Genomic DNA, 19,297 nt, shown 5'->3' with positions numbered 1-19,297 from the left:
GAGCTGCTGCAGGCCGCCGGGGGAACCCCGGGGGTGGCTCCGCTCCCGTACCGGGCGGTGGAGCGCAGCCACCCGGTACTGAGGCACCGGGACACCGCTGCCCGTACCACGACGACTTTCCGCTAGAACTGAGGACTGCTGCGATGAACACCCTGGACGCCCTCGACAACGTGTCGCTGCGCGACGACATCCCCACCTTCCGCCCCGGCGACACCGTGAAGGTGCACGTGCGGGTCATCGAGGGCACGCGCTCCCGTGTGCAGGTGTTCCAGGGCGTGATCATCCGGCGCCAGGGTGGCGGCATCCGCGAGACCTTCACCGTCCGCAAGGTCAGCTTCGGCGTCGGCGTGGAGCGCACCTTCCCGGTGCACACCCCCGTGCTGGAGAAGATCGAGGTCCTGACCCGCGGTGACGTCCGCCGGGCCAAGCTGTACTACCTCCGCGAGCTGCGCGGCAAGAAGGCCAAGATCAAGGAGAAGCGCGAGATCGTCTCCCGCTGACCCACTGCACGTCCCGACCGGCCCGGCTGCGCTCCGCAGCCGGGCCGGTCGTGTCTCCGGGTCGGGCGCGGCCGGCGGGCGGGTCGCCGGTGGCCCGGGACGGCGGACCGTACGCTGGGCCGTGATGAGCACGCACGGGCCTGATGAGCCGGCCGACCCCCGTCCCGGCGAGCCCACCGACCCCGCCTCCGGTGGGGCATCGGCTGCCAGCGGTCGAGGCAACCACGCGGCGGTGAAGAAGGGCTCCCTGCTGCGCGAGCTGCCGGTGCTGCTGGTGATCGCCTTCGTGCTGGCGCTGGTGGTCAAGACCTTCCTGGTGCAGGCCTTCTTCATCCCCTCGGGGTCGATGGAGCAGACGCTGCACGGCTGCACCGGCTGTACCGGCGACCGCGTGCTGGTCAACAAGGTGCCCTACTGGTTCGGCGAGCCGCGGCCCGGCGACATCGTGGTGTTCCGCGGGCCCGACACCTGGTCCCCGGAGATCTCGGTCGCGGAGCCGGGCAACTGGGTCTCCGGTGCGCTGCTGACCGTGGGCCGCGCCATCGGCGTCGCGCCGCCGAGCGAGGACGACTACGTCAAGCGCGTGATCGCCACCGCCGGGCAGACGGTCGAGTGCTGCGACTCCGAGGGCCGGGTGCTGGTCGACGGGCAGCCGCTGGACGAGCCGTACATCTACCAGAACTCCCCGCTGGGTGCCGGTGGCCAGGCCGGCCGCGAGTTCAGCCCGGTCGTCGTCCCCGAGGGGCGGCTGTGGGTGATGGGCGACCACCGCTCGGCGTCGGCGGACTCCAAGGCGCACATGCAGGACCAGTACGCCGGCACCATCGCCGTGGACGACGTCATCGGCAAGGCCGCGCTGATCGTCTGGCCGATCGACCGGTTCGGGGTGCTGCACGCACCGCACATCCAGCCGCAGCAGGCCCAGGGCCAGGCGGCGCCCGGCGTGGGCGACGTCCAGCAGCCGGTGCAGGGCGCGGCCGCGCTCGCCGTCCCGTACGTGCTCGGGCTGGCCGGTGCGGTGCCGCTCACGGCCGGACGTCGTCGGCTGCGGCTGCGCAGGGCGCGGTTGACCGGGCCCTCCCGCCGTCCGCCCCGCACCGGGTGGCGGCGCATCCGGCGGCCGGCGCACACCCGCCCCGGCCGCGAGACCGACCCGCGCTGAGGGCGGTCCGGCGCCGTCCTCCTCCGCCCGGGGGAGACGCCTGAGCGCACGGCTCCGGGACCACACCGCACCGTCCGATGGGACGGACGGCGAGCCGGTCCCCGTTCCCCCGGGGACCGGCTCGCCACCCTCGGTGCCGGGGTGTTCCAGCGGACACTGACGGGCCCGGTGCGCCGACGTAGTGTCGGCAGGCGATGGCTGCCCGACCCCTCCCCGCCGGACCCCGTCCCCGCCGCACGGTGGTGGACGAGGGTCGTGACGAGCTCTGGGCCATGGAGGGTCAGCTGCGTCGCCGCGGCTTCACCGCCATCGCCGGCACCGACGAGGCCGGCCGTGGCGCCTGCGCCGGACCGCTGGTGGCCGCGGCCTGCGTGCTGCCCGCCGGTCGGCGCGGGCGGGTGCCGGGGCTGGCGGACTCCAAGCTGCTCAACCCCGCCACGCGCGAGGAGGTCTACGCCGAGGTGGTCGACCGCGCCGTGGCCTGGTCGGTGGTGTCGGTCCCCGTGGGCGAGCTGGACGCCCGGGGGATGCACGTGACCAACATCGAGGCGCTGCGCCGCGCCGTCCGCGCGCTGGAGCCCGGGCCGGACTACGTCCTGTCCGACGGGTTCCCGGTCAGCGGGCTGTCCCAGCCCTCGCTCGCGGTCTGGAAGGGCGACCGGGTCGCGGCCTGCGTGGCGGCGGCGTCGGTGCTGGCCAAGGTGACGCGCGACCGGGTGATGGTCGAGCTGGACGGACGCTTCCCCGAGTACGGCTTCGCCGAGCACAAGGGCTACATCACCGACGTGCACAGCGCGGCCCTCGACCGCCACGGCCCGTGCAGCGAGCACCGGATGCGCTTCGTCAACGTGGCCCGCGCCCGGGACGCGCACGCGGCGCGCACGGGGCCGGTGTCGGCAGCGCCCGCCATGCACGATGATGGACCGGTGCCGCCCGGGTCCCCGGTCGCGGCACTGACGTCCCCGGCACCGATGGAGCACGCGCGATGAGCACCGAGGACCTCGAGAAGTACGAGACCGAGATGGAGCTGCAGCTCTATCGCGAGTACAAGGACATCGTCCGCCAGTTCTCCTACGTCGTGGAGACCGAGCGGCGCTTCTACCTGGCCAACAGCGTCGACCTCCAGGTCCGTGACGCCGGGGGAGAGGTGTTCTTCGAGCTGAGGCTCTCCGACGCCTGGGTGTGGGACATGTACCGCCCCGCCCGCTTCGTGAAGAACGTGCGGGTCGTGACGTTCAAGGACGTCAACGTCGAGGAGCTGGACAAGCCCGACCTCGAGCTGCCCGACAACCCGCGCCTGCCCTGACCTGCGCTCCACCGGGTCAGCCTCCCCGCGGCTGACCCAGGCCGGCCGGTCGTCGTCCACAGCCGGGGGCGTCGTCCACAGACCCGCTCAGGTCCTGGCGGGACCGGTCACGGACCGGCGACGGTCCTGGGGTGCCCACTCCCCAGAACACCTCCCCGCCCGGCCGGCGTGCCGCGCTCGGCGCCTACGGCGAGCGGGTGGCCGCGCGCGTGCTCACCGACGCCGGGCTGACGGTCCTCGACCGCAACTGGCGCTGCCGCGACGGTGAGCTCGACCTGGTCGCCCGCGACGGGGACGCACTCGTCTTCTGCGAGGTCAAGACCAGGACCGGCAGCGGCTTCGGCTCCCCGGCCGAGGCCGTCACCGCGGCCAAGCGCCGCCGGCTGCGGGTCCTGGCCAGCGCCTGGCTCTCCGCCCACGACCACCACGCCCCCGACCTGCGCTTCGACGTGGTGGGAGTGCAGGTCCCCGCCGTCGGCCGGCCGCAGGTCACCCACCTGCGGAACGCGTTCTGATGAGCCTGGCCCGTACGTGGTCGGTGGGGCTGGTCGGTGTGCGCGGGGCGATGGTCGAGGTGGAGGTCGACCTGGCGGCCGGTGTCCCCACCGTCGTGCTGGTCGGGCTGCCCGACGCCGTGGTGCGCCAGTCGGTGGACCGGGTCCGCGCCGCGGTGGTCAACAGCGGCCACGACTTCCCGCTGCGCCGGGTGACCATCGGGCTGTCGCCGGCGGCGATGCCCAAGCAGGGCAGCGGGTTCGACCTGGCCCTGGCCGTGGCCGTGCTGGCCGCGGCGCGCGTGCTGCCCGCGGCACGCGTCGGCGACCTGGTGCTCCTGGGCGAGCTGGGCCTGGACGGGACGCTGCGCGCGGTGCGCGGCGTGCTCCCGGCGGTGCTCGCCGCCGCGGCCGCCGGTCATCGGCAGGTCGTCGTCCCGCGGGACAACGCCGACGAGGCGGGGCTGGTGGAGGGCATCGAGGTGCTGGCCGCCGGCAGCCTCGGCGAGGTGGTGGCGCACCTGGCCGGCCGCTCACCACTGTCCCCGCACGAGCGTGGGGACACCGCCGCCGCGCCGCCGGGCCCCGACCTCGCCGACGTCGTCGGGCAGGCGGCCGGCCGCCGGGCGGTGGAGGTCGCTGCGGCCGGCGGGCACCACCTGTTCCTGGCCGGGCCGCCCGGTGCGGGCAAGACCATGCTCGCCGAGCGGCTGCCCGGCCTGCTGCCGCCCCTGGACGAGCGCGCGGCCCTGGAGGTGACCGCCATCGCCTCGATCGCCGGGACGCTGCCACCCGGCGCGCCGTTGGTGACCCGGCCGCCGTTCGAGGCGCCGCACCACTCCGCGACGATGGCCTCCCTGGTCGGTGGTGGTTCCGGGCAGATCCGCCCCGGTGCACTGTCCCGCGCCCACCTCGGCGTGCTGTTCATGGACGAGGCGCCCGAGTTCGCGCGCACCGTGCTGGACACGATGCGCCAGCCGCTGGAGCGCGGCGAGGTGACCATCCACCGGGCCAGCGGCTCGGCGACGTTCCCGTGCCGGGCGCAGCTCGTGCTGGCAGCCAACCCCTGCCCGTGCGCGAGCGCGGCCGGCGACACCGCCTGCACGTGCAGCCCGCTGGAGCGCCGCCGCTACCAGTCACGGCTGTCCGGGCCGCTGCTGGACCGCATCGACCTGCGGGTCACCCTGCCGCCGGTCACCCGGGCCGCCTGGCTCGACGGCACGGGCGACCCCGAGCCCACTGCTGCGGTGGCCCAGCGGGTGCACCGGGCGCGGGCGGTCGCCGCCGAGCGGATGGCCGGCACCGGGCTGTCGGTGAACGGCCAGGTCCCGGGCCGGCTCCTCCGCGAGCGCTGGCGGCCCTCCCGGGCGTCGCTGGCCCTGGCCGAGCGGGCGCTCGAGCGGGGGTCGATCTCCGTGCGCGGCTTCGACCGCGTGCTGCGGGTCGCCTGGACCGTCGCGGACCTGGCAGGACGCACGGTGCCCAGCGCCGACGACGTCGCCGAGGCCCTCGGGATGCGGCTCCAGCGGGTGGCGGCATGACCGCCGGTGGGGGAGAGGTGCCCGCCGAGGTGCGGCTGGCGCGGGCCTGGTTGTCTCGCGCGGTCGAACCCGGCTCGGTCGCCATGTGGCAGTTCGTGAGCGAGGCCGGGCCGGTCGTGGCCGCGGCGGCCCTGCGCGCCGGCCGCGCACCGCGGGCGGTGCAGGCGCTGGTCGGTGCCCGGGCCCAGGAGGACCTCAGCCTGGGCGACCTCGCCCGCGTACAGCGCGCCGGTGGCCGTCTGGTCGCCCCCGAGGACGCCGAGTGGCCGGCCGCTGCGCTGCACTGCCTGACACTGCGGGCGCTGGAGCAGCAGGCCGAGGACGGTGACCGCCCGCGGGACCGCACGACGTCCCTGGTGCCCCCGCTGGCCCTCTGGGTGCGCGGCGACCACCCGCTCGACGAGCTCGTGGACCGGTCGGTGGCGCTGGTCGGTTCCCGGGCCTCGACCGCCTACGGCGAGCACGTCGCCGCCGAGCTGGCGCACGGGCTGGGGGAGCGGGGCTGGACCACCGTCTCCGGCGGTGCGTTCGGCATCGACGCCGCCGCCCATCGCGGCTCGCTGGCCGCCGGGGCGCCGACCGTCGTCGTCCTGGCCTGCGGGGTCGACCGGGCCTACCCGAGCGGGCACTCGGCACTGTTCGCTCGGGTGCTCGAGGACGGGCTGCTGGTCAGCGAGTGGCCGCCGGGCTGCGCCCCGCTGCGGCACCGGTTCCTGGTGCGCAACCGGCTCATCGCCGCCCTCACCCGGGGCACCGTGGTGGTGGAGGCCGCGGCCCGGTCCGGCGCACAGGCGACGGCCCACCGGGCACGCGACCTCGGGCGGTCGGTGATGGCTGTCCCCGGGCCGGTGACGAGTGCCATGAGCGTGGGGTGCCACGAGCTGCTGCGGGACAGCGAGCGCGGGGCCAGGCTGGTCACGTCCGCGGCCCAGGTGGTGGAGGCGGTGGGCCGGATCGGGGAGGACCTCGCCGCGCCGGTGCACGGGCCGGCGTCCGTCGCCGACTCGCTGTCCGACGTCGCCCGGCGGGTGCTGGACGCCTGCCCGGTGCGGGTCGGGGTGCCCCCGGAGCGGCTGGCGAGCGTGGCCGGGTGCGAGGTGCTCGACGTCCTGCGGGTGCTGCCGGCCCTGGAGCTGCACGGGCTGGTCGAGTGGACCGGCACCGGCTGGCGGGTGGCTCCGCGGCCCCGTGATCGGTAGCGCACGACCGGTCCACGGCGCGCCACGTTGACCGGCCGTGCCCGCCGACGGACGCTCCCACCATGGCCACCGGATCCGCTCAGCTGCGCGCGGCACTGCCGCCGGCGCTGGCGGAGTCGCTGGACGGCTGGCAGGAGCACCTGAGCCTGCAGCGCGACCTGTCCGAGCACACCGTGCGCGGTTACGTCGGTGACGTCGTGTCGCTGCTGGACCACCTGGTCCGGCGCGGTGGGGCGACCGTCGCCGATCTGGACCTCGCGGCCCTGCGCAGCTGGCTCGCGCTGGGCCGCACGCGTGGCGACAGCCGTTCCACCACCGCGCGCCGCGCCGCCTCGGCCCGTTCGTTCACCGCCCACCTGCGGCGCAGCGGGCAGACCGCCGAGGACGTCGGGCTGCGGCTGTCCAGCCCCAAGGCCCACCGCACGCTGCCCGGGGTGCTGGCCGCCGACCAGGCGCGCGCGGTGCTGGACCACGCGGCGCTCCCGGCCGAGGACGAGGACGCCGCGGGCACGGCGCTGCGGCTGCGCAACGCGCTGGTCGTCGAGCTGCTGTACGCCAGCGGCATCCGGGTCGGCGAGCTAGTCGGACTGGACGTCGACGACGTCGACCACGGCCGCCGGCTGCTGCGGGTCCTGGGCAAGGGCCGCAAGGAGCGCAGCGTCCCCTTCGGGGTGCCCGCGGCCAAGGCGCTGGAGACCTGGCTGACCCGTGGCCGGCCGGTGCTCGCCACCGCGACCAGCGGCCCGGCGCTGCTGCTCGGCGTCCGCGGCGGGCGACTCGACCCGCGCGAGGCCCGGCGGCTGGTGCACGCCGCGATCGCGGCCACCCCGGGTACCCCGGACACCGGTCCGCACGGGCTGCGGCACTCGGCGGCCACGCACGTCCTGGAGGGCGGAGCCGACCTCCGCAGCGTTCAGGAACTGCTGGGTCACGCTAGCCTCGCGACCACGCAGGTCTACACGCACGTGACGGTCGAGCGGCTGCGGGCGGTCCACGCCCGCGCCCACCCCCGAGCGTGAGGAGCACAGCGGTGCACACAGCAGCAACGGTCGAGCGGGGGAGTACGGGTGTCTGAGGCAACGGTGCAGCAGGTCGAGCAGAGCGAGGACCCCGACGCCGGCATCGCGGAGCTGTGGGCGCGCTACGTCGTCGACCGGGAGACCGGGCTGCGCGACCGGCTGATCCTGCACTACGCCCCGCTGGTGAAGTACGTCGCCGGCCGGGTCGGCAGCGGTCTGCCCGCGCACGTCGAGCAGGCCGACCTGGTCTCCTACGGCACCTTCGGGCTCATCGACGCCATCACCCGGTTCGAGCCCTCCCGGGAGATCAAGTTCGAGAGCTACGCGATGGCCCGCATCCGCGGCGCGATCATCGACGAGCTGCGCTCGACCGACTGGATCCCGCGCTCGGTGCGGATGAAGGCGCGTCAGTTCGAGCGCACGGTGGCCGCCCTCGAGGCGAAGTTCCAGCGGAACCCGACCGAGGAGGAGATCGCCGACGAGATGGAGATGGACGTCGAGGAGGTGCGCAAGTTCCTCGGGCAGCTCTCCCTGGTCAACGTCGTGGCCCTCGACGAGCTCCTCGTCGACGACGACGGCTCGGCCCCGCGCCTGGTCGACACCCTCCGGGACACCAGCGCCCTGGACCCGCAGGCGATGGCCGAGCACGGTGAGGCCCGGCAGCTGCTGGCCCGCGCCGTCGAGCAGCTCCCCGAGCGGGAGAAGGTCGTCGTCAGCCTCTACTACTTCGAGGGCCTGACCCTGGCCGACATCGGCCGCGTGCTCGGGGTGACCGAGAGCCGGATCTGCCAGCTGCACACCAAGGCGGTCCTGCACCTGCGCGGCAAGCTCGCCGACATCGCCTGACCGGCGCGGACGGGAGGCGGTCGGTGGAGGAACTGCGCTCGTCCCGGCTCCGGCTGCGCGGGTGGCGGCCCGACGACGTCGACTTCCTCTTCGACCTGTACTCCCGGTGGGAGGTGCAGCGTCACATCGGGCTGGTGCCGCGGGTGATGACCGACCGCGCCGAGGCCCAGGAGCGGCTGGACCGGCTGGCGGCCCACCCGCAGCCGGACCCGCTGGGTGTCTGGGCGGTGGCGCGGGAGGACGACGGGCGCCTGCTCGGCGTGCTGCTGCTCAAGAGCATCCCGGCCTCCGGTACCGGGACGCCCGCGCAGCCCTCGGGTGACGTCGAGATCGGCTGGCACTTCCACCCCGACGCCTGGGGGCACGGCTACGCGACCGAGGCCGCCGCGCTGGTGCTCGGCCGCGCTCTCGAGGCCGGCCTGCCGCGGGTCGTCGCGGTCACCCACCCGGAGAACACCGCATCCCAGGCGGTGTGCCGGCGGATCGGGATGGTCCATCAAGGCCGCACGGACCGGTACTACGACGCGACCTGCGAGCTCTTCACCGCCACCCGCGACTGACCCGCGCGGGGTCAGTCCCCGGGCGGTGGCGGAGTACCGGGCGCGCCCGGGACGGACCCCAGCAGCGGCTGTGCCCCGGGCGGGTTGCGGTGCCCCTCCTCCCACGGCAGCTTGCCCGTCGAGTCGGGCCAGACCAGCTGCAGGACCTCGATCGCGCCGTAGAACTGCTCGGCGACCGACGTCCGCGGGTCGTCGTCCACCCGCAGGAACACCACCGGGGACGTGGCGTCGGTCAGCGCGGTGGTGGTGACGCCGGGGTCGAACCGGGCGCCGCCGCGCACGGCCTCGCCGACCAGGTTGAGGTACTTCTCGCCGGCCTCGAACGGCAGCCCGAGCACGATGACCTCCGGATGGCCCAGGGCCGTCAGCCCCACGGTGGTGGACCACCGCGGGTCGCCGGGGTTGCCGCCACCGTGCAGCACCGCCCAGCCGAAGCGGTCGATGACCCGCTCCAGGTCGCGCCGCACCTGCTCGGCGCTCGGGTCCTGCGCGGCGTCCGTCCCGGGGACGTCCCCGGAGGGCGCGGCCGCGGGCTCCGGCTTGGGCTTGCGTCGGAATCGCACCCCTGGACCGTAGCCGGGCGCCGGTCCGCCGTCGGCGATCCGACCGCTCAGCCCCACGGCAGCAGCCGGACCCGTGGTGGTCGCAGCAGCGACAGCGGGTCCAGGTAGGTCCCGCCGCGGCGCAGCCCCCAGTGCAGGCAGGCGTCGGCCGGGCAGCCGGCGTGCCCGGCGGTCAGCTCGCCGAGCGGTGTCCCGAGTCCCACCGCCTGACCGGCGGCCACGGAGGGGACGACCGGCTCGTAGGTCGTCCGCAGCCCACCGGGGTGGTCGACGCTGACCACCGGGCGTCCGGCCACCAGGCCGGCGAAGACCACGACGCCGGCAACCGCGGCGAGCACGGGCCGGCCCGGGACGGCGGCGAGGTCGACACCCCGGTGCCCGGGCGCGTACGGGGAGGGCGGCGGCACGAACGGCCGGGTCACCGTCGGCCCACCGGTGAAGGGCCAGCCCCACAGCGCGGTCGCCGGAGCGGTCGGGACGGGTGCGGCGGAGGCGGTGGGCGCGCCGGGCAGGGCCAGCGCCAGCACGGCGGAGGCGACCAGCAGACGTCGGAGGGGCACGCGGTCAGCCTGGTGCGGCCACGGCGCCGGGCACCGCGTCAGGACGGGCACGTGGACGAACGGGTGGGCTGGGGACGACCCGGTCCGCGAGCCGCTGTGCACCGCGTATGCTCAGCGGTGCGGTCCGCCTCCGGCGGGCCGACTTCGCGTGTCCGCCTCCCGCTGCTGCAGCGGGCCGGTCGCCACCTCGGTCCCGTTCCCCGGAACGGGTTCGGTGGCGCGGTGCGGGCACCAGGGCGGGCCACCACACGGTGCCCGCGACAACCGAGCAGCGCGGACCGGCCCCGGCCGGCCGCGCACGAGAAGGAAGGCGGCGCCACGTGGCAGTCGTCAGCATGAAGAACCTGCTCGACAGCGGGGTCCACTTCGGGCACCAGACCCGTCGCTGGAACCCGAAGATGAAGCGCTTCATCTTCACCGAGCGCAACGGCATCTACATCATCGACATCCAGCAGACGCTGGGTTACATCGACCAGGCCTACGAGTTCGTGAAGCAGACCGTCGCCCACGGCGGTTCGATCATGTTCATCGGGACCAAGCGCCAGGCGCAGGAGGTCATCGCCGAGCAGGCGACCCGCGTCGGCATGCCCTACGTGAACCAGCGGTGGCTGGGCGGCATGCTCACCAACTTCCAGACCGTCTACAAGCGGCTGGAGCGCATGAAGGAGCTCGAGGAGCTCGAGCAGACCGGCGCGCTGGTCAGCCTGTCGAAGAAGGAGCAGCTGGTCCTCTCCCGCGAGCGGATCAAGCTGGAGCGCTCCCTCGGTGGCATCCGTGACATGAAGAAGGTGCCGAGCGCCGTCTGGATCGTGGACACCAAGAAGGAGCACATCGCCGTCGGCGAGGCGCGCAAGCTCAACATCCCCGTCGTCGCGATCCTCGACACCAACTGCGACCCCGACGAGGTCGACTACAAGATCCCGGGCAACGACGACGCCATCCGCAGCACCGCGCTGTTGACCCGCGTCATCGCCGACGCCGTCGCCGAGGGCCTGCAGGCCCGTTCGGCCGCGCAGGCCAACGCCGGCCGTGGCGAGGACGCCGCCGTCGTGCCGGCCGCCGAGCCGCTGGCCGACTGGGAGCGTGAGCTGCTGACCGGTGGCGACGCCGCGGCTGCCCCGGCCGACGACGCCACCGCCACCCCGCTGCCCGAGACCCCGGCCGAGGCGCCGGCGGTCACGGCCACCGAGGTCGCCCCGGTCGAGGGTGTGCCGGCCACCGGCAGCACCGAGACCGGGACCCAGGGCGCCCAGAACGGCTGACCCATCGGCGCCGCCCCTCCCGCTCCGGCGGTGAGGGGCGGCGCCGCTGCATGCCCGGCCCCGCCGGGCGCGCTCCGCACCGTCGGGCCCGCACCGCCCGGGGCCCCGAGCCCGCACCCACCACGAGATCAGAGGAAGTGACAATCATCAACCCTCCTCTCTTCATTAAACTCTACTCACCTTTCTTCATAATTCCACCACTACTTCCATACTCTTCTATTTCTTAACCTACCATTCCTATAAATTAAATTTTCCAATTTCCTTCGTCCATCTCAATTATCTACTCCCCCACCCATTATATATTACTCTTCCTTCTCTCATCACTATATTACATCTATCTCAACTACTCCCCTCCTTCCAACTACATATTCTACCTCATCATTTCACTTCATTCTTCCCTCTTCTATTTCACATTCCCCTCTTATCTTCCCTCCGACTCTCCCTATCATTCTTTTCTATCCTCACTTTCTCCTCATATATATCCTTTACTCCATATCTTTCCCGGGATATTATTTTTCTGTTGTATACATCCTTATAACTGTGTTTCACTCATCTTTCACACGCGCTCGCTCACGAGCGCATGTTTATTAATGTCTCTGCTCTCGCGCGCGTTGTATCTCACGAGCGCACGCGCACGCACACGACCATGTATAGAGATAGATAGAGACAGTAGCGTGACTCCTCTGTATAGCGAGTCTTTTGTCTGATGTGTTATTAATTCATGTTCTTGGTGTATTGAGAGCGCTACATATACCCGTGTCTGTGTGTGTATCTCACAGATATTTTTATGCTATTAACGATACAGAGTCCGCGGCCTCCCCTTATCATACTTCCATTATTATTTCATCCCTATCCTCTCACACCATCGCTCTCTCTACGCATTGCTTTGCCTAGATTCATGAGGCGGCTATGCGACGTACTTGTGAATTCTCACTCTCACACGCGCAGAATAATGACTCACGCGCATCGCACACTCACTTGCCCATAAATTGGATTTTTAGATTATGTTACAGCAATTGTGTGTGTGCGACACGATCATCCCGCGCTTCATAGACACACGGCAATAGAGATAGATATAGAGAGATAGATTATAGAATACTAGTTCTTCAGTGCAGAACAGCAATTTCCCCCACGACTGACCCGCGATGGTGTGTGTGTGTCTTCCCCGTCCCTCCAAAGGGGCGGTGGCCGGGTGGCCTGTCGGGTTGATAGAGAGAGAGAGGAGTTGAGGTGATGAGGTGGTGTGTGTTACCCGCGCGCTCATGCGGCACGATCGACCGACACCCCACCGAACGATGACGAGGAACCACGTGACCGACTCGCGACCTGCCGGCAACCCCGAGGGGCTGCTGTTCGCGCCCGCCTCCTCCGCTCCCACCGACGGGCGGGGGTACCGGCGCGTGCTGCTCAAGCTCTCCGGTGAGGCCTTCGGCGGTGGCAGCGTCGGCGTCGACGGCGGCATCGTGCGCAACATCGCCGAGCAGCTGGCCGAGGTCGTGCACGGCGGCACCCAGGTGGCCGTCGTCGTCGGTGGTGGCAACTTCTTCCGCGGCGCCGAGCTGCAGAACACCGGCATCGACCGCCGGCACGCCGACTACATGGGCATGCTCGGCACGGTCATGAACGCCCTGGCCCTGCAGGGCTTCTGCGAGCAGGTGGGCCTGGAGACCCGGGTGCAGACCGCCATCACCATGGGCCAGGTCGCCGAGCCCTACATCCCGCGCAAGGCCGTGCGGCACATGGAGAAGGGCCGGCTGGTCATCTTCGGCGCCGGCGCCGGCATGCCCTACTTCTCCACCGACACCGTGGCCGCCCAGCGCGCGCTGGAGATCGGCTGCCAGGTGCTGCTCATGGCCAAGAACGGCGTCGACGGCGTGTACGACGACGACCCGCGCACCAACCCGGCGGCGACCATGTACGAGGACCTGGACTACGCGACCGTGCTGGCCAAGCAGCTCAAGGTCGCCGACGCCACCGCCATCTCCCTGTCCATGGACAACAAGATGCCGATCGTGGTGTTCAACCTGCTGGAGGACGGCAACATCGCGCGTGCGTCGGCAGGTGAGAGGATCGGCACGCTGATCAGCGACCAGTCCTGACCGGTCGCACCTGAGCGGGACGGCGCACGCCGGGCACCGTCCCGCTCGAGAACCGCACATCCCACGGCCAGCACGGCGGCTCCGGCCGCAGGAGGAGAGAACCCCGTGATCGACGACACCCTGCTCGATGCCGAGGAGCGGATGGACAAGGCCCTGTCGGTCGCCCGCGAGGACCTCGGCTCCGTCCGCACCGGCCGCGCCGCCCCGTCGATGTTCAACAAGATCGTCGTCGAGTACTACGGCGCCATGACCCCGGTGTCGCAGATGGCCTCCATCACCGTGCCCGAGGCGCGGATGGCGGTCATCAAGCCCTACGACGCCGGCCAGCTCAACGCGATCGAGAAGTCGATCCGCAACTCCGACCTGGGCGTCAACCCCACCAACGACGGGCAGCTGATCCGGGTCAACTTCCCGCAGCTGACCGAGGAGCGTCGTCGCGACCTGGTCAAGCAGGCCCGGTCCAAGGGCGAGGACGCCAAGGTCGCGATCCGCAACGTGCGGCGTCGCGCCAAGGAGGAGCTGGACCGGATCAACAAGGACGGCGAGGCCGGCGAGGACGAGGTGCGCCGCGCGGAGAAGGAGCTCGACGACCTCACCGCCGCCCACGTCGCCAGCATCGACGAGGCGATGAAGAACAAGGAGACCGAGCTCCTCGACGTCTGACCCGGTCCTGGACTCCCTCGCATGACCTCCTTCCCGCCCCGTCCCGAGCCGCCCCGTCCCGAGCCGCAGCAGGCCGATCGGCAGAGTCCGGGGCGGGAGCCTGCCCGTGGCCGGACGGGCGTGGCCGGTGGTCCCGCGACCGCTGGCATCGGGCCGCTCCCGCTGCACGGCGACGCAGCCGCTCCCGCGGTGCGGGCCGGCACGTCCGCACGGCCACCGCTGCCCCCGCTCCCGCCCCGCCCGGCCAGGCGGCCGGAGCAGGTGGCCGGCCCGGGCACCGTCGGGCTGCGCTGGGACGCCGGAGCCGACGAGGACCCCGGTCGTGACGAGGACGCCGCGGGCGGCGAGGGTGCCGCGCCCGATGAGCGGGGGCGGCCGGACGAAGGACAGGACGGCACCGCCGACCACGGGCGCGACGGCGACCCGCATGCAGCAGACGACGAGGACCCCGACGGCGACCCGCCGCTGACCGCCGTCCCGGACGCCCCGGGGCACGAGGTGACCGGCGAGGCACCCGTGGACACCCCCAGCGGTGCCCCCCGGGTGACCGGCCGGGCCGGTCGGGACATGGCCGCGGCCATCGGGGTGGGTGTCGGCCTGGGCGTGGCGGTGCTCGCCTCGCTGCTGGTCTGGCGCCCGGCCTTCCTGCTGGTGCTCACCGTCGCCGTCGCGATCAGCGTCATGGAGCTGACCGGGGCGTTGCGGAAGGGCGGGCACCGGCCGCCGCGACCGCCCGTGCTCGTCGGCGCCCTCGGGATGGTGGTGCTGGCCTGGACGCGTGGGCCCTCCGGCCTCGTCGTCGCCTTCCTGCTCACCGTCTTCGCCGTCCTGCTGTGGCGGCTGGGCGACGGACCGCTCGGCTACCTGCGCGACGCCTCCGCCGGGGTCCTCGTGGCCCTCTACGTCCCGCTGCTGGCCGGGTTCGCCGTCCTGCTGCTCGTCCCCGACGACGGGGTCGCCCGGGTGCTGGCGTTCATCGCCACGGTCGTCTGCAGCGACGTGGGCGGGTTCGCCGCCGGTGTCCTGTTCGGCAAGCACCCCATGGCCCCCACGGTCAGCCCGAAGAAGTCCTGGGAGGGGCTGGCCGGGTCGGTCACCGCGTGCGTGGTGATCGGCGTCCTGCTGGTCACGCTCACCTTCCACGCCCCGTGGTGGGGCGGGGCGCTGTTCGGGGTCGCCATCGCCGTCACCGCTACGCTCGGCGACCTCGCCGAGTCGCTGATCAAGCGCGACCTGGGCATCAAGGACATGGGCGACCTGCTGCCCGGCCACGGTGGCCTGATGGACCGGATGGACTCGCTGCTGCCGTCGGCCGCGGTGGCCTGGCTGATCCTCTCCGCGGTCGCCCCGGTCTAGCGGCGCCCCCCACTCGCACGCCCGCGGCTGGCCCTGAGAGGGAGCCGGCGGCCGGGGGTCAGCGGCGGACGGCGTCCCAGGTGCGGCCGACCTCGGTGAAGCCGAGGCGGGCGTACCAGTGCCGGGGCCAGTCGTCGGCCGCTGCGTCGAGGACCACCAGGTCGCAGCCGGCCGAGCCCGCGGTCGCCAGGGCCAGGTCGAGCAGGGCGCGGCCGTGGCCGCGGCGCCGCACCGACGGGTCGCTGACCACCGACTCCAGCGAGGCGGTGGCGCCGTCCACCCGCAGCTGCGCGGCAGCCACCACCTCGCCGCGCTCGCGGACGCCCACGTCGACCACCCGCACCACCCGGTCGGTGCGGTGCTCGCGACCCACCAGCTGCCGCACGACCTCGTCGAGGTCCGGCTCACCGGGCCCCAGGTCGTGTCGCCAGGACCGCTCCCACAGCGCGTGCACGTCGCGCTGCGGCACCACCTCGGCCGGACCACCGGCAGCAGCGGGAAACGGTGCCCAGCGGGCCATGAGCACCGTGGTCGCCACGTCCCAGCCCTGCCCGGACAACTCGGCGGCCACCGGTGCGGCGTCCGGGTGCAGCAGGGTCACCGGTGTGGCCGCCCAGCCCAGCGCGGTGGTGAGCTCGGCGGCGCGCGCGGCCACCTCGACAGCGGGGAGCAGGTCGGTGACGAGCAGCCGGTTGTCGTCCCGGGAGTGCGGGAAGGCGGGGTCGGCGACCGCCACGCCGCCGGGCACGTCGACCACCCGGGCGGCGCGACGGGTGCGCAGCGAGACGTCCAGGGCGCGGGCCCGGCCGGTCGCGTCCGCGGGGTCCGGTGGCGCGGGGGCGGTCCCCGGCCGCCAGGGCAGGACGGCGACCACGGCAGAGGTGGGCAGCGGACCGTACAGGTGCGGGAAGCGCATGCTCGCCGGGTCGCCGGGCACCCCCGGCTCCCAGCGCACCGGGGCGGTCAGCCGCGCCGGGTCGACGGCCAGCAGGACGACGTCCCGGCGTCCGGGGAAGAGCCGCTCGGCGGGCAGGTGCACCTGCGCCGGGGAGGACAGGTGCACGAACCCCACCTCGCTCAACGAGGGTGGGGTCACCGCACCGGTCTGCAGCGCCGCCCGCCACTCGGCCGGCGTGATGAGGTGCAGGAGCGGGCCCTCCGCGTGGTCGGTCACCAGCAGGACGTGCCCGGCGGGCCGTGACACCATGCCCGGCGATGACCAGCCCCACCGCTCCGGACGACGAGGACGCCGGTCCCACCGAGTGGGGCGGCTCGGTCGGGGTCGGCCCGTGGCCGGGGGAGTGGCCCACCGACCCACGGCTCGACCGCGAGCTGCTGGCCGACGGCGACCGGCGCAACGTGGCCGACCGCTACCGCTACTGGACCCTCGAGGCGATCGTCGCCGACCTGGACACCCGCCGGCACCCGTTCCACGTCGCGATCGAGAACTTCGCGCACGACCTGAACATCGGCACGGTCGTGCGCACGGCCAACGCCTTCCTCGCCGCCGAGGTGCACGTCATCGGCCGCCGCCGGTGGAACCGCCGCGGCGCCATGGTCACCGACCGCTACCAGCACCTGCGGCACCACCCCGACGTCGGCGGCCTGCTGGAGTTCGCCGCCGCCGAGGGCCTGGTGGTCGTCGCCGTGGACACCGGCCCGGGGTCCGTGCCACTGGAGACCGTCGACCTGCCGCAGCGGGCGGTCCTGCTGTTCGGCCAGGAGGGCCCCGGCCTCACCCCGAAGGCCCGCGCCGGTGCCGCGCTGACGGTGTCGATCGCGCAGTTCGGATCCACCCGGTCGCTCAACGCCGGGGTGGCGGCCGGGATCGCCATGCACGGTTGGATCCGTCAGCACGCCGGTCCGTTCATACCCTGAGTGCGGCGGGCCTCAGCGGAGTGTGATCGACCCGTGACGCCGCGCCTACCCGACGACGGGTGCCGTCTCCGGCACCATCACCGGGCGGGTCCGTCACCTCAGGCCCGGCCGCACCGGTGGCCGGGAGGACGACGGGCCGGGGAGGAGCGGCCGTCGTGTCGGGAACGCAGTACGACGGCCCGGTCCCGGACGCGCCCTCCACCCCGGTCGACGCCGTGCCGACCCCGCCGACCGCCACCGGCCCGGCGCAGCCCGTTGATCCCACCACCGGGCCGGCCGTCGCCGAGGAGGTCCCGGCCGGCCCGCCCGCGGGTGAGCCGTGGGACGCGGCCTGGCTGCCCACGTGGGCGCACCCCGCGGACCGGGGCGAGGCGCCCGGCCAGGTCAGCTCCCCGGCGGCGCGTCCCGCGGAGCCGGGGGTGGAGCCCGCGGCCCCGGCGCTGTCCGCCTGGGAGGTGGAGGCCGCGGCCATCGCCGCGCTCATCGCCGAACTCGACAGCGCAGCCGACGCACCGCCCGCCCTCACCCCGCCCTACGTGACGCCGCCCTCGGTGACGCCCGTCCCCGTGGCGCCCGTCCCCCTGGCGCCCACATCCATCGCGCCGCCGTCCGCGGCGCCGCCTCTCGTCGCACCGGCTCCTGCGGCGTCCGCGTACATGGCGTCGGCGTCTGTGGCGTCGGCGCCCGTGGCACAGGCGCCTGTGGCGTCGGCGCCCGTGGCGTCGGCGCCCGTGGCGTCGGCGCCCGTGGCACAGGCTTCCGTGGCACAGGCTCCTGTGGCATCAGCCCTGGTGGCACCGGCTCCCGTGACACCGGCCTCTTCGGTCCCGATCTCTTCGGTCCCAGTCTCCTCGGTCCCGGTCTCCTCGGTCCCGGTCTCCTCGGTCCCGGTCTCCTCGGTCCCGGTCTCCTCGGTCCCGGTCTCCTCGGTCCCGACCTCCGGGACGCCGGTCTCGGAGACGCCGATGTCCGCCACGGGGTCCTCGTCGACGCCGCCCACCACGACGCAGGTCACCAGAGTCGCGGTCTCCGGGACGCCGATCCCCGGGACACCGGACGTCGTGACGCCGTCCCCGGTCCTGGTCCCCGCCGCACCACCCACCACCGTGCCGCCCACGGCCCCGCCCCTGACGGCAGCTCAGCCCGGGCTCGCGGCCGGCGAGCCGCTGCCGGTGGCCACGCCGGTCCCCGTCGCCGGGTCCGCGGCAGTCGGCGGCCGGCCGGTCACCAGCGGACCGACGGCACCCCGGGACACCCCGCTCGCGACACCACCCGTCGTTCCCGTGCGGGCGCCCGAGGACGAGCGCGCGATCGTGTCGACCGCTCAGGAGCCCGCAGCCCCCAGTACCAGGGGCGCGCTCACCCCGACGGTCGTCGTCCCGCCCGTGCCGCGCAGCCGTCATGTCCGGGTCCTGCTGCCGCTGGCCGTGCTCGCCCTGGCCGCGGTCATCGCCGGCCTCGTCGTCCCGGGACAGTCCGGCGGCGACCGGCCTGCCGAGGCGGCGGCGCAGCGCAGCTCCGCTCCGTCGCCGGCCGCCACCGCACCGGCGCGCACACCGACGGCGACGACCCCGGTCCCCGCGGCCCGGACCACCGCGCCGGTCCCGCCCCCGACCCTGACAGCACCGACCGGGCTGCCGACGGTCGCCGGTCCGACGACCAGCGCGAGCCCGTCGTCCAGCCCGTTGCCGCTCCGGCCGTCGACCCCGCCTACCAGCCTGCTGTCCGCCCGGCCGGCCGCCGTGTCACCGGCCGTGCCGTCGCCGACGGTCGGCGGCATGCCGGCACCCGTCGTCCCGGTGCCCGTCGCCCAGGCCCCGGCACCCGGCCCGGACGGCGTCCCCGGCTGGACCGGCGACCTCCCGGTGGTCGGCCCGGCCCCGGGCGGCGTGCTGGTGCCGGACTCCCCGCCCGCCGTCCCGCCCACCGTCGACCCGGCGCCCGGGACCCCCGCGCCCGAGAGCCCGGCTGCTCCCACCAGCCCGCCGCCCGGTGGGCCCGGCACCTGCGAGGCCGCTGGTGAGGCGGACCTCGACCCCGGGGAGGCCGACGGAGCCGACCCCTGCGTGCCCGACGTCGACCCACCCGCGGAGGGCACCGACCCGAGCACCCCCGTCCCGATCCCGCCCACCGAGCCGAGCCAGCCCGCCGAGCCGACCCCGTCCACCGAGCCGGGCCTGCCCGGCACGCCCGGACCGACACCGCCCGACCCCGGTGACGGTCCGGTCCCGACGCCGTCGGCGACGTCCCCGGCCCCACCGGTGACCGTCGCCGGCTGACCCGGCCAGG

Annotated in this window: 20 protein-coding genes; 16 read left to right on the top strand and 4 right to left on the bottom strand. The window is 73.6% G+C overall.

Going from position 1 to position 19,297, the window contains the following annotated elements:
- The first annotated feature begins 143 nt into the window (after positions 1–143).
- The 10 genes from rplS (at position 144) to KUM42_RS05005 (ending at position 8,627) form a co-directional block, all read left to right on the top strand.
- Positions 144–500: a 50S ribosomal protein L19 gene (gene rplS, locus KUM42_RS05050; protein WP_163612136.1), complete on the top strand. Its 357-nt coding sequence runs from the start codon at positions 144–146 to the stop codon at positions 498–500.
- A gap of 124 nt (positions 501–624) precedes the next feature.
- On the top strand, positions 625–1,662 hold the full coding sequence (lepB, locus tag KUM42_RS05045; RefSeq protein WP_304610747.1) for a signal peptidase I: 1,038 nt from the start codon (positions 625–627) through the stop codon (positions 1,660–1,662).
- 242 nt (positions 1,663–1,904) lie between these two features.
- The gene (locus KUM42_RS05040) at positions 1,905–2,651 is read left to right on the top strand and encodes a ribonuclease HII (protein WP_237495497.1); all 747 of its coding nucleotides are present in this window, start codon (positions 1,905–1,907) and stop codon (positions 2,649–2,651) included.
- Entirely contained in the window at positions 2,648–2,968 is a 321-nt protein-coding gene (locus KUM42_RS05035; RefSeq protein ID WP_222193846.1) for a DUF2469 domain-containing protein, read from the top strand. Before KUM42_RS05040 ends, KUM42_RS05035 begins: the two co-directional genes overlap by 4 nt.
- Before the next feature lie 131 nt (positions 2,969–3,099).
- The gene (locus KUM42_RS05030; protein ID WP_237495495.1) at positions 3,100–3,483 is read left to right on the top strand and encodes a YraN family protein; all 384 of its coding nucleotides are present in this window, start codon (positions 3,100–3,102) and stop codon (positions 3,481–3,483) included.
- Positions 3,483–5,003, top strand: coding sequence for a YifB family Mg chelatase-like AAA ATPase (locus KUM42_RS05025; protein WP_237495493.1), 1,521 nt, complete (start codon positions 3,483–3,485; stop codon positions 5,001–5,003). The genes KUM42_RS05030 and KUM42_RS05025 overlap by 1 nt, the downstream gene beginning before the upstream one ends.
- On the top strand, positions 5,000–6,202 hold the full coding sequence (gene dprA / locus KUM42_RS05020; RefSeq protein WP_237495491.1) for a DNA-processing protein DprA: 1,203 nt from the start codon (positions 5,000–5,002) through the stop codon (positions 6,200–6,202). The genes KUM42_RS05025 and dprA overlap by 4 nt, the downstream gene beginning before the upstream one ends.
- Positions 6,203–6,264: 62 nt before the next feature.
- The gene (locus KUM42_RS05015) at positions 6,265–7,221 is read left to right on the top strand and encodes a tyrosine recombinase XerC (protein WP_237495489.1); all 957 of its coding nucleotides are present in this window, start codon (positions 6,265–6,267) and stop codon (positions 7,219–7,221) included.
- 48 nt (positions 7,222–7,269) lie between these two features.
- A complete protein-coding gene (gene whiG / locus KUM42_RS05010) occupies positions 7,270–8,067 on the top strand; it encodes an RNA polymerase sigma factor WhiG (RefSeq protein ID WP_237495488.1) in 798 nt (265 codons plus the stop codon).
- A 23-nt stretch (positions 8,068–8,090) separates the two neighbouring features.
- Complete coding sequence (locus tag KUM42_RS05005) at positions 8,091–8,627, top strand: GNAT family N-acetyltransferase (protein WP_237495486.1); 537 nt, start codon at positions 8,091–8,093, stop codon at positions 8,625–8,627.
- Between the two features lie 11 nt (positions 8,628–8,638).
- On the opposite strand, the gene KUM42_RS05000 is transcribed toward KUM42_RS05005, so the two are convergent.
- Both KUM42_RS05000 and KUM42_RS04995 read right to left on the bottom strand, forming a co-directional pair.
- Positions 8,639–9,190: a DUF4262 domain-containing protein gene (locus KUM42_RS05000; RefSeq protein WP_237495484.1), complete on the bottom strand. Its 552-nt coding sequence runs from the start codon at positions 9,188–9,190 to the stop codon at positions 8,639–8,641.
- Between the two features lie 47 nt (positions 9,191–9,237).
- Complete coding sequence (locus KUM42_RS04995) at positions 9,238–9,750, bottom strand: M23 family metallopeptidase (protein ID WP_237495482.1); 513 nt, start codon at positions 9,748–9,750, stop codon at positions 9,238–9,240.
- Between the two features lie 320 nt (positions 9,751–10,070).
- Here KUM42_RS04995 and rpsB point away from each other — a divergent pair, with 320 nt between their 5' ends.
- The 4 genes from rpsB (at position 10,071) to KUM42_RS04975 (ending at position 15,130) form a co-directional block, all read left to right on the top strand.
- On the top strand, positions 10,071–11,012 hold the full coding sequence (gene rpsB / locus KUM42_RS04990; RefSeq protein ID WP_237495481.1) for a 30S ribosomal protein S2: 942 nt from the start codon (positions 10,071–10,073) through the stop codon (positions 11,010–11,012).
- A 1,349-nt stretch (positions 11,013–12,361) separates the two neighbouring features.
- Positions 12,362–13,111: a UMP kinase gene (pyrH, locus tag KUM42_RS04985; RefSeq protein ID WP_237496642.1), complete on the top strand. Its 750-nt coding sequence runs from the start codon at positions 12,362–12,364 to the stop codon at positions 13,109–13,111.
- Positions 13,112–13,216: 105 nt separating this feature from the next.
- Complete coding sequence (gene frr, locus KUM42_RS04980; RefSeq protein ID WP_237495479.1) at positions 13,217–13,774, top strand: ribosome recycling factor; 558 nt, start codon at positions 13,217–13,219, stop codon at positions 13,772–13,774.
- 261 nt (positions 13,775–14,035) lie between these two features.
- Positions 14,036–15,130 carry a phosphatidate cytidylyltransferase gene (locus KUM42_RS04975; RefSeq protein ID WP_237495477.1) on the top strand — a complete coding sequence of 365 codons (1,095 nt, stop codon included), beginning with the start codon at positions 14,036–14,038 and terminating at the stop codon, positions 15,128–15,130.
- Positions 15,131–15,188: 58 nt separating this feature from the next.
- Here the strand turns inward: KUM42_RS04975 and KUM42_RS04970 are convergent, their stop codons facing one another.
- Positions 15,189–16,337: a GNAT family N-acetyltransferase gene (locus KUM42_RS04970; protein WP_237495475.1), complete on the bottom strand. Its 1,149-nt coding sequence runs from the start codon at positions 16,335–16,337 to the stop codon at positions 15,189–15,191.
- A gap of 8 nt (positions 16,338–16,345) precedes the next feature.
- Between KUM42_RS04970 and KUM42_RS04965 the strand changes: the two genes are divergently transcribed.
- Positions 16,346–17,008, top strand: a complete 663-nt coding sequence (locus KUM42_RS04965; protein ID WP_237495473.1) for an RNA methyltransferase — start codon at positions 16,346–16,348, stop codon at positions 17,006–17,008.
- Between the two features lie 532 nt (positions 17,009–17,540).
- On the opposite strand, the gene KUM42_RS04960 is transcribed toward KUM42_RS04965, so the two are convergent.
- Complete coding sequence (locus KUM42_RS04960; protein ID WP_237495471.1) at positions 17,541–18,125, bottom strand: pentapeptide repeat-containing protein; 585 nt, start codon at positions 18,123–18,125, stop codon at positions 17,541–17,543.
- A gap of 196 nt (positions 18,126–18,321) precedes the next feature.
- Here KUM42_RS04960 and KUM42_RS04955 point away from each other — a divergent pair, with 196 nt between their 5' ends.
- Positions 18,322–19,287, top strand: coding sequence for a hypothetical protein (locus tag KUM42_RS04955; RefSeq protein ID WP_237495468.1), 966 nt, complete (start codon positions 18,322–18,324; stop codon positions 19,285–19,287).
- Positions 19,288–19,297: the final 10 nt, after the last annotated feature.

This window comes from Modestobacter sp. L9-4, from assembly GCF_019112525.1.
Classification (GTDB): domain Bacteria; phylum Actinomycetota; class Actinomycetes; order Mycobacteriales; family Geodermatophilaceae; genus Modestobacter.
This window is presented reverse-complemented; position numbering and strand designations above follow the sequence as displayed.